This window comes from Shewanella algicola, assembly GCF_014648035.1.
GTDB lineage: Bacteria > Pseudomonadota > Gammaproteobacteria > Enterobacterales > Shewanellaceae > Shewanella > Shewanella algicola.
On the sequence record NZ_BMQI01000022.1, the window covers coordinates 72,883 to 80,156 of the forward strand.

A 7,274-nucleotide genomic window follows, 5' to 3' on the forward strand; every position below is an offset into this window, starting at 1 on the left:
CATCGCCTTATCCTCTTCTTGTGTTGTAGGTCAGAAATTAATTTTGTTATTTGTTTACTATTAAGCCTTGTTACCAGCTTGATTTTTAGTCTATGCTATTTTTACAAAGAATTTCACAATAAAAATTTTACACTGTGAATTATACAAAATGAGAAATGAAAAAAGCTTAATGCGAAAGACCCATTTTTTGGGCACAAAGATAAGAAACTTGCGTAAACGCAATAACTTAACAATGGAAGATCTGTCAGCACGTTGTGTACGTGTGGACTCGAGCAACGCGCCTTCGGTGTCATACTTATCGATGATAGAGCGCGGAAAACGAGTTCCGAGTGCCCATATGCTGGCTGTTATTGCCGCCGTTTTTCAAAAAGAAGTTGAATGGTTCCTTGATGATGTGCCAGAGGATGAAGCGATTACGCCAGAAAAAGGCAACAAAGGCGGGGTGAGCGGTATGCCGCTTGAACCAAGCTTTTTGTTTTCTAATGATATTTTGCAAATCGCCATTCCTGAAATGTTATCGCAAACCGGTACCAGTGGTCGTCAGTTTGCCCACTTGCTTATTCGTGCACACCAGGAGCATCACCAAAACCACTTTCCTGATCTTGAGCGCGCCGCTGAAGAGGTGGGCTTAAAGCGTATGCCGCTAGCCATTGAAGACATCATGGATATCGCCAAAGGCATGGGGCTAAAAATTAAGTGGATTGATCGTGCGCCAAAAGAAGTGATGGACGAAAGGGGCATGAGCTCCAAACAATTAGTCACCTCCTTTTTTGAACCGCCTGGCACTATTTACGTTAGCAATATTTTAAAAACGAGACCTAACCGTCTTAAATATGACCTAGCCGTGCATATTGGCCATTGTGTATTACACAACAAAGACGGACTAAAGAGTGTCATGATGTCGGGGCGCAGAGAAGACTCTGAAGACGCCTATGCACCGCAATCAAATAACATTAATGCCCAAGACATCTTGCATGCCTGGCGAGACTTTGAATCAAGCTTTTTTGCCGGTGCACTATTGTGTCCTAAAGTGCCTTACCGGCAGTTGCTTGACCGTCACGGCTACGAAATTAGCGTGAATAAACAATTGCAAGTGTCGGCCTCGGTGGCCATGCGCCGCATGACCGTTGTATCGCCATACCCGCACTGGCATTACTTTGATGCTTATGCGCCAGGTAAACTGAAAGCGGTGTATCGCGGTAATGGTATTCCACTGCCATGGGGTAATATGCGCCTTGTAGAAGATCCGTGTCAGCATTGGGCTGTATTTAGAATGATCAGTGAGCCAACAGAAGGTACCTCGGCGCAGATATCAATTTTAAATGTCGGTAATGAACCGCGGATTTATTGTTGTGAGTCGATCAAAGTCGATGACTCGGCGGGTAACCCACATGTGTTGTGTGCCGGTATCGATCTCAATCCGGCAATTGAGGCGCAAGGCAAAGATGCGCAGTCGATTGCCAACGATTTAAAACAAGCCTGTGCTGGCAATGGTGGCTCAATTGACATCCCTAAACACATTAAAAAAGACCTCACCAGCGTGGCGAAAATCCTCAATATTAATTGGATTGAGCGCGGGATTAAAAACGAAGCAAGGTTAATTTGTTCGCGTGGCGCGGTATGTCCGCGCCAGCCAAGTTGTTATGCAGCAGGACGAAACCTGTGTGAAGATAATTAATTCACACAAATTGCGCATCAAGTAACTCAAATAAAAATTGGTTGAGTTGGGTTTGATGTTGTTGAGTGTGTGGCCCCGTGGTTATTGGGCACTCATCAGCAAAAAACTCAGCCAGCTGTTCGATTTGTTTTGCATCCCATTCAGGATGAAATTGCAAACCAATGACATGCTGGTGGCGGTACATTTGTACCGGACATTGCCCACTTGAGGCCAATACTGCAATATGCTGCGGCAAAGTTATGGCTTGTTCATGCCATTGCGGAACCGTTAATACGCTGCCGTCATTAAAGGTAATATCTTGCCAGCCTAGTTCCGGTGCTGGCATTTCAATGACCTGGCCGCCAAGTTTAGCCGCCAGTAATTGCGCCCCTAAGCATATGGCTAAAATCGGGCGTTGTAATATTAACGCTTGTGTAATCAATTCAGCTTCAGCTTGCATCCATAGCGGGTTATCAGCCACATTTATTGGCCCACCCAACACAATCAAACCATGAAAATTAGCCAGCGATTTTGGTAAATCCTCCGGTGCATAAAAGCATACCAGTTTGATGTTGTGATGCTGTGCCCATACAGCAATGCGCCCGACTCCTTCAGCGGGGTGATGCTGAAATACGGCAAGAGTGCATTGGCTCATTTTAACTCACCGAGTTCAAGGTAAATACGTTGCACATTGGTGACATCGGGTAACGCGGATGATAATTGCGCTTCAGTGTTAAATAAGTGCTGCTCTGCGGCGAGTGAGAGGCATTTACCTCATCAAGACGCACAATATGGTCTGCATCTGGGCGAGACGTCAGTGTGTTAACTAAAAACTGTACCTCGTCATTTGGTTGATAATTGAGATTAAGGTAATGGTTGTTAGCCTCTTTAGCTAAACCACTCTCAAGGGGTAATAGAGTAAACAGTTCCATTTTATCAACATTGATTGTTTGCGCCTGCCATTGCATTTCACCTCCGCGTTCAAAGTGTCCTTTAACCACATCTACCGTCAGTTGAGTGATGTTTTGTGGGGGCTGTGGATCTAATAGTGATAAATCAAAAGTGGTAGGTACTATAGTCCAAACGGGGTCATGACTATTAGCAGATGCGCGAATACCCTTAATGACTTCAGCCTGAATTTTTGGGTCCGCAAACGACAATTGATACACAACTTGCGCGTTGTGCGGCTGATGGAACATAGGTAAATGTGAGGCAAAAAGGCCATATTGGCTGCCAAATAACAACATACCATGTAAGCCCATCTTTACTGGGTGCTCTGCATGTTGGCTGTGATCTTACCGCTCTGTTGCATGGCTATTTATGCTTGATAAGCTTAACACCAACATTAAGTAAGGTATGACCTTATAAGCTTTTTAATCAAATAGATAGGTTGGAAAGTTTTGCCAATTTTCTTTAAAGGTAAAGATAACATCGCAGAGTATTTTGGATAAAACAGCATGGTGGTGGCTCCTGTCTGAAACTGAACAGATGGGGCCGTCCCCGGGTGAAACCCTAAGCAATATTTTAGGTTGAGGTCGTCCTCAGATAAATATGTTAACGATTTGCAGTACAAAAAACCAGTCGCGCATACTGGACTCAATTCCAAAACAACATTAAGTTAACAATTTTTTGCAAAGTAATACCTACAATTGATTAGTTAACATTAGGGCGTCTTTTAAACAAACATTAACAGTGGTTCCCATTTTGGAATTGATTCCATCGTTATGATGATTCGGTCAATTATACAAAAAAGGGTGATGACCTATGAGCAATGTAGATCTGTTGGGGCGCCGTAAGTTTATTGCTGGACTTGGTGTTGCTGCTGGTGCAGCAATGGTAGCTCCTGCAATGGCAGTGTCTGAAAAGGCTGACGGTGTTAAATGGGACAAAGAAGTCGAAGTCGTAATTATTGGTTCTGGCTTTGCCGGTTTAGCTGCTGCAATTGAAGCAACTAAGCTTGGTGCAAAAGATGTCCATATCTTTGAAAAAATGTCATATTTTGGTGGTAACTCGGCGATTAACGGTGGCTTATTTGCTGCGCCTGGTACACCAATGCAAAAGAAAGAAAACGTTGACGATTCTGTAGAAAGAATGGTTAATGACCAGTTGGCTTCAGGCCGTGGTATTGCAGATGAGGCGTTATTACGCCATGTTGCATCACACGCGGTAGAAGCATTACAAATGACGCTAGACGCAGGTTCTGAATACCACCCTTACTTACAACAGTTAGGTGGTCACTCTGTAGCACGTACTTATCAAACTACAGTTAGCTGTGGTGCTGGTATTACTCAACCGCTATATAAAGAGTGTAAGCGTGTAGGTGTTAATACTCACAACCGTTCAAAATTTGAAGGCTTCTTAGTCGGCAAAAAAGGTGAAGTTGTTGGTGTTAAAATGCGTACCAACTACCACTTCGATGAAGATCAGCCTGGTAAAGTATTAAATATTCGCGCCACAAAAGGTGTGATTATGGCAACAGGTGGTTTCGCGCAAAACGTTGATTTACGTATGGCGCAAGACCCAACATTAACAGCTGAAGTTGGTTGTACAAATGCTCCAGGTGCAACAGGCGAAGGCATGTTTGAAATGTTCCGTCTAGGTGCGATTCCTGTGCATTTAGCACACATCCAGTCTGGCCCTTGGGCATCACCTGATGAAGGTGGTTTTGGTTATGTGTCTAACTACTCTATTTATAACTTCCCTCATTCAATGGCTGTTAACCGTTTAACCGGTAAGCGCTTTATGAACGAAATTGCTGACCGTAAGACTCGTGCAGATGCAGAGCTTTCGTGCCGCAATGAAAAAGGCGAAGCATTACCTCCAATCTTAATCACTAGCTACAAGGATTCTAAAAAGCATCCAAACACTAAAAAAGTGATTAAGTACAATGTCGGCTGGAAATTCGACACCATTGAAGAACTTGCTAAACATTTCGACGTGCCGCTAAAACCATTAAAAGCACAAATCGAAGAGTACAACAGCTATGTGAAGTCTGGTGAAGATAAGCAGTTTGGCAAAAACATGACCAAGGCTAAAGATAAGTATATCGAAGCACCATTTACCGTGGTTCGTTTATGGCCAAAAGTGCACTATTGCCAAGGTGGTGTTCAGGTTAATGTTAAAGCGGAAGTAAAAGACAGCTTTACTGGTAAGTCAATTCCAGGCCTTTATGCAGCAGGCGAAGTTTGTGGTGGTATTCATGGCGTCAGCCGCTTAGGTAGTTGTTCAATTCCTGAGTGTATGGTGATGGGTATGACAGCCGCACGCAGCATCATGAAAGCGTAAATAGACCAGTAAACAAGAGGAATCATTAATGAAAAATTTTAATATTATACTTGCGCTGGTACTACTTGGATTAACCAGTTTATCAGTACAAGCGGTTGAAATCCGCGACTACCACAAAGACGTTATCGGTAAAGACTGTAAAGCATGTCATGACAATGGCATCAAGCAGTTCCCATCTGATGAGTCTTGCTTACAGTGTCATGATGTTGATGACCTAGCAAAACAAACGGCTAGAAGTGAAGAAGATAAGTGGCAAAACCCACATAACAACCTTCACTATGGTAAAGATTTACCTTGCCAAGAGTGTCACTCAGAGCATAAAACTAAGCAGCCATTATGCAGCAACTGTCATACGTTTAAATATGACAAGCATAAAGGATAAATAGTATTAATTACTAATAAAGCCACATGTTATTAAATTAACGTGTGGCTTTTTTTACTCTCAAACTTATCATCTGTTAACTTTTAATTTTTTATAAAACCACACTGTGTATGTTTGTTTTTTATAGTTTTATTATTTCATAATATTTTATTTGTTATTTTACTTTTAACTATTTAATGTTGTGGTTTATTAATGGTTGATGAATTTCATTTTTTCTTATTTGGATGTAATTATCACTTTTATTTATTGAAGTGGGTTTGGCTCACAAATTTGTTTTGTTATGTTTAATTATTGTTTAAACATGTTTTATTTAAACTTTTGGAATTAATTCCACCTGTACCATTTGTCTTGTTTAAAACTATAAATAAAGAGAAATGATATGAAATATAATACGCTTTTCATGATGATGATGTTATCGGGTTCAGCAATGTCTGCTGAGTTACCTAGCTTTTTAGATGCAAATGATATTAATAATGCTGAGTTTACGTGTTTAGGGGACGCACCTCAGTATTCTGAAAAAGATCAAAAGTATGTAGATATTCTTTGGGATGAAACTCTGCAATATTTACAATCTTATGCCGTAGCATTAACCAATAGCGAAAACGGTCCATGTTTAAACTCAGACGAAGCCATGTATGACTCTACCGAAGGCGGTAAGAATATGTGCATCATGGATCGTCGAGACATGAAGCTATTAGTTAAAAATATTTACCAAGTAATTAATAACCCAACCGAAGCTAAAAAATGTTTTGGTGCTCGTGAAGATGTGAATTGGATTTATAGTCCAGGTGGAGAGCTAGCGCAAAAATCCCCCGTTGCAAAATGGCTTAATCGCACCACATTCAATACCTTCTTTGACACCAAAGTCACCAATAAAGATGTGCGTAAATTGGGTAAAGAATTTACTAAAAACTTTACCAAAATGGTGACTGGTGACGAAATTAAAATGCCTTCTGCATTTCCTACCGACATCAGTGCTAACACCTTGCCTAACTTATGGGCCGCGGCGGGTTGGTTCCCAATGTATGCCGAAGAAAGTAAACGTAATGACAAGAACTACAACAACATACGCGGTGGTTACGCTTATGCCGAAATCTTTGGTCACTGGGGGTTACTACGCATCGACGAAATTAACAATCAAAAAGTGGGCGCTGAAATTGGCATGACCGTACAGTCGGTCGATACCCTTTATCCATACCATAACCATGCGATTTCTGAAATTTATTACAACATGCGTGTACCAGCATGTACCAATGAATTTAAGAGCTTTGCAGTGCGTGAAGATTCGCCATTACTCACCACCGTTAAGCAAGACGATAAAATGAGACAAGTGCAGTTTGATGCGGGTCAACACAATGGTCACACCATGTGGTTGTCTGGCAGCGCGGATATTGATCCGTTGATGTATTTTCATCAAAACACTATCCATGCGTTTGAGGTTGATGGCAGCTGTGAAGCAAAACCAGAAGAGCGTGCAATCGTTTCTGTGTGGGCAAGAAGCAACGCCGACGACAAACGTAATGACTACGGTACAACATTATTGTGTGAGTCAGCTAAAAATCCAGGCACTCCAGCGCATAAAGATGAAGTTATTCAATGTGATTTAACCAAAAAGAAATGGTAACCACTGTTTTATAAATTATTACTTAAAATTAAATTGGAAATTATAATGAAATTACTAAAGCTTTCTTTATTATCAACCTTAGTGTCACTGTGTTTGGTTTCAACTTATTCTGCTGCACAAGACGCTGAAGATGGAATCGATGTTTCTGGAACATTAAGAGCTAATTATTCATATAAAGAATACAGTGAAAACTCAAAAGATAAATCAGGTGACTTAACATTTGAAATGGCATCAGTTAAGTTTAACGGTAAATTAGGTGATTGGCAGGGGCTGATCATACTCGATCATTTTTCACACGTTATCTTTAAAAACAAAGAGATAAAAAA

General features: G+C 41.2%; 7 protein-coding genes. 5 read left to right on the forward strand and 2 right to left on the reverse strand.

Going from position 1 to position 7,274, the window contains the following annotated elements; all coding sequences use genetic code 11:
* Positions 1–148: 148 nt before the first annotated feature.
* Complete coding sequence (locus tag IEY42_RS11230; RefSeq protein ID WP_188925315.1) at positions 149–1,678, forward strand: DUF3612 domain-containing protein; 1,530 nt, start codon at positions 149–151, stop codon at positions 1,676–1,678.
* Between the two features lies 1 nt (position 1,679).
* Here IEY42_RS11230 and IEY42_RS11235 read toward each other — a convergent pair whose 3' ends face one another.
* Together IEY42_RS11235 and IEY42_RS11240 are read right to left on the reverse strand one after the other, a co-directional pair.
* Positions 1,680–2,312, reverse strand: coding sequence for a type 1 glutamine amidotransferase (locus tag IEY42_RS11235; RefSeq protein ID WP_188925316.1), 633 nt, complete (start codon positions 2,310–2,312; stop codon positions 1,680–1,682).
* A gap of 1 nt (position 2,313) precedes the next feature.
* Entirely contained in the window at positions 2,314–2,904 is a 591-nt protein-coding gene (locus IEY42_RS11240; RefSeq protein ID WP_188925317.1) for a hypothetical protein, read from the reverse strand.
* A gap of 517 nt (positions 2,905–3,421) precedes the next feature.
* On the opposite strand from IEY42_RS11240, the gene ardA reads away from it, so the two are divergent.
* The 4 genes from ardA to IEY42_RS11260 all read left to right on the forward strand — a co-directional run.
* Positions 3,422–4,942, forward strand: coding sequence for an acrylate reductase flavoprotein subunit ArdA (ardA, locus tag IEY42_RS11245; protein ID WP_188925318.1), 1,521 nt, complete (start codon positions 3,422–3,424; stop codon positions 4,940–4,942).
* A gap of 28 nt (positions 4,943–4,970) precedes the next feature.
* Positions 4,971–5,324: an acrylate reductase cytochrome subunit ArdB gene (gene ardB, locus IEY42_RS11250; RefSeq protein ID WP_188918561.1), complete on the forward strand. Its 354-nt coding sequence runs from the start codon at positions 4,971–4,973 to the stop codon at positions 5,322–5,324.
* Between the two features lie 379 nt (positions 5,325–5,703).
* Positions 5,704–6,948 carry a dimethylsulfoniopropionate lyase DddY gene (gene dddY / locus IEY42_RS11255; protein WP_188925319.1) on the forward strand — a complete coding sequence of 415 codons (1,245 nt, stop codon included), beginning with the start codon at positions 5,704–5,706 and terminating at the stop codon, positions 6,946–6,948.
* Between the two features lie 45 nt (positions 6,949–6,993).
* A partial coding sequence (locus IEY42_RS11260) for a major outer membrane protein (protein ID WP_229780022.1) occupies positions 6,994–7,274 on the forward strand: 281 nt, incomplete at its 3' end.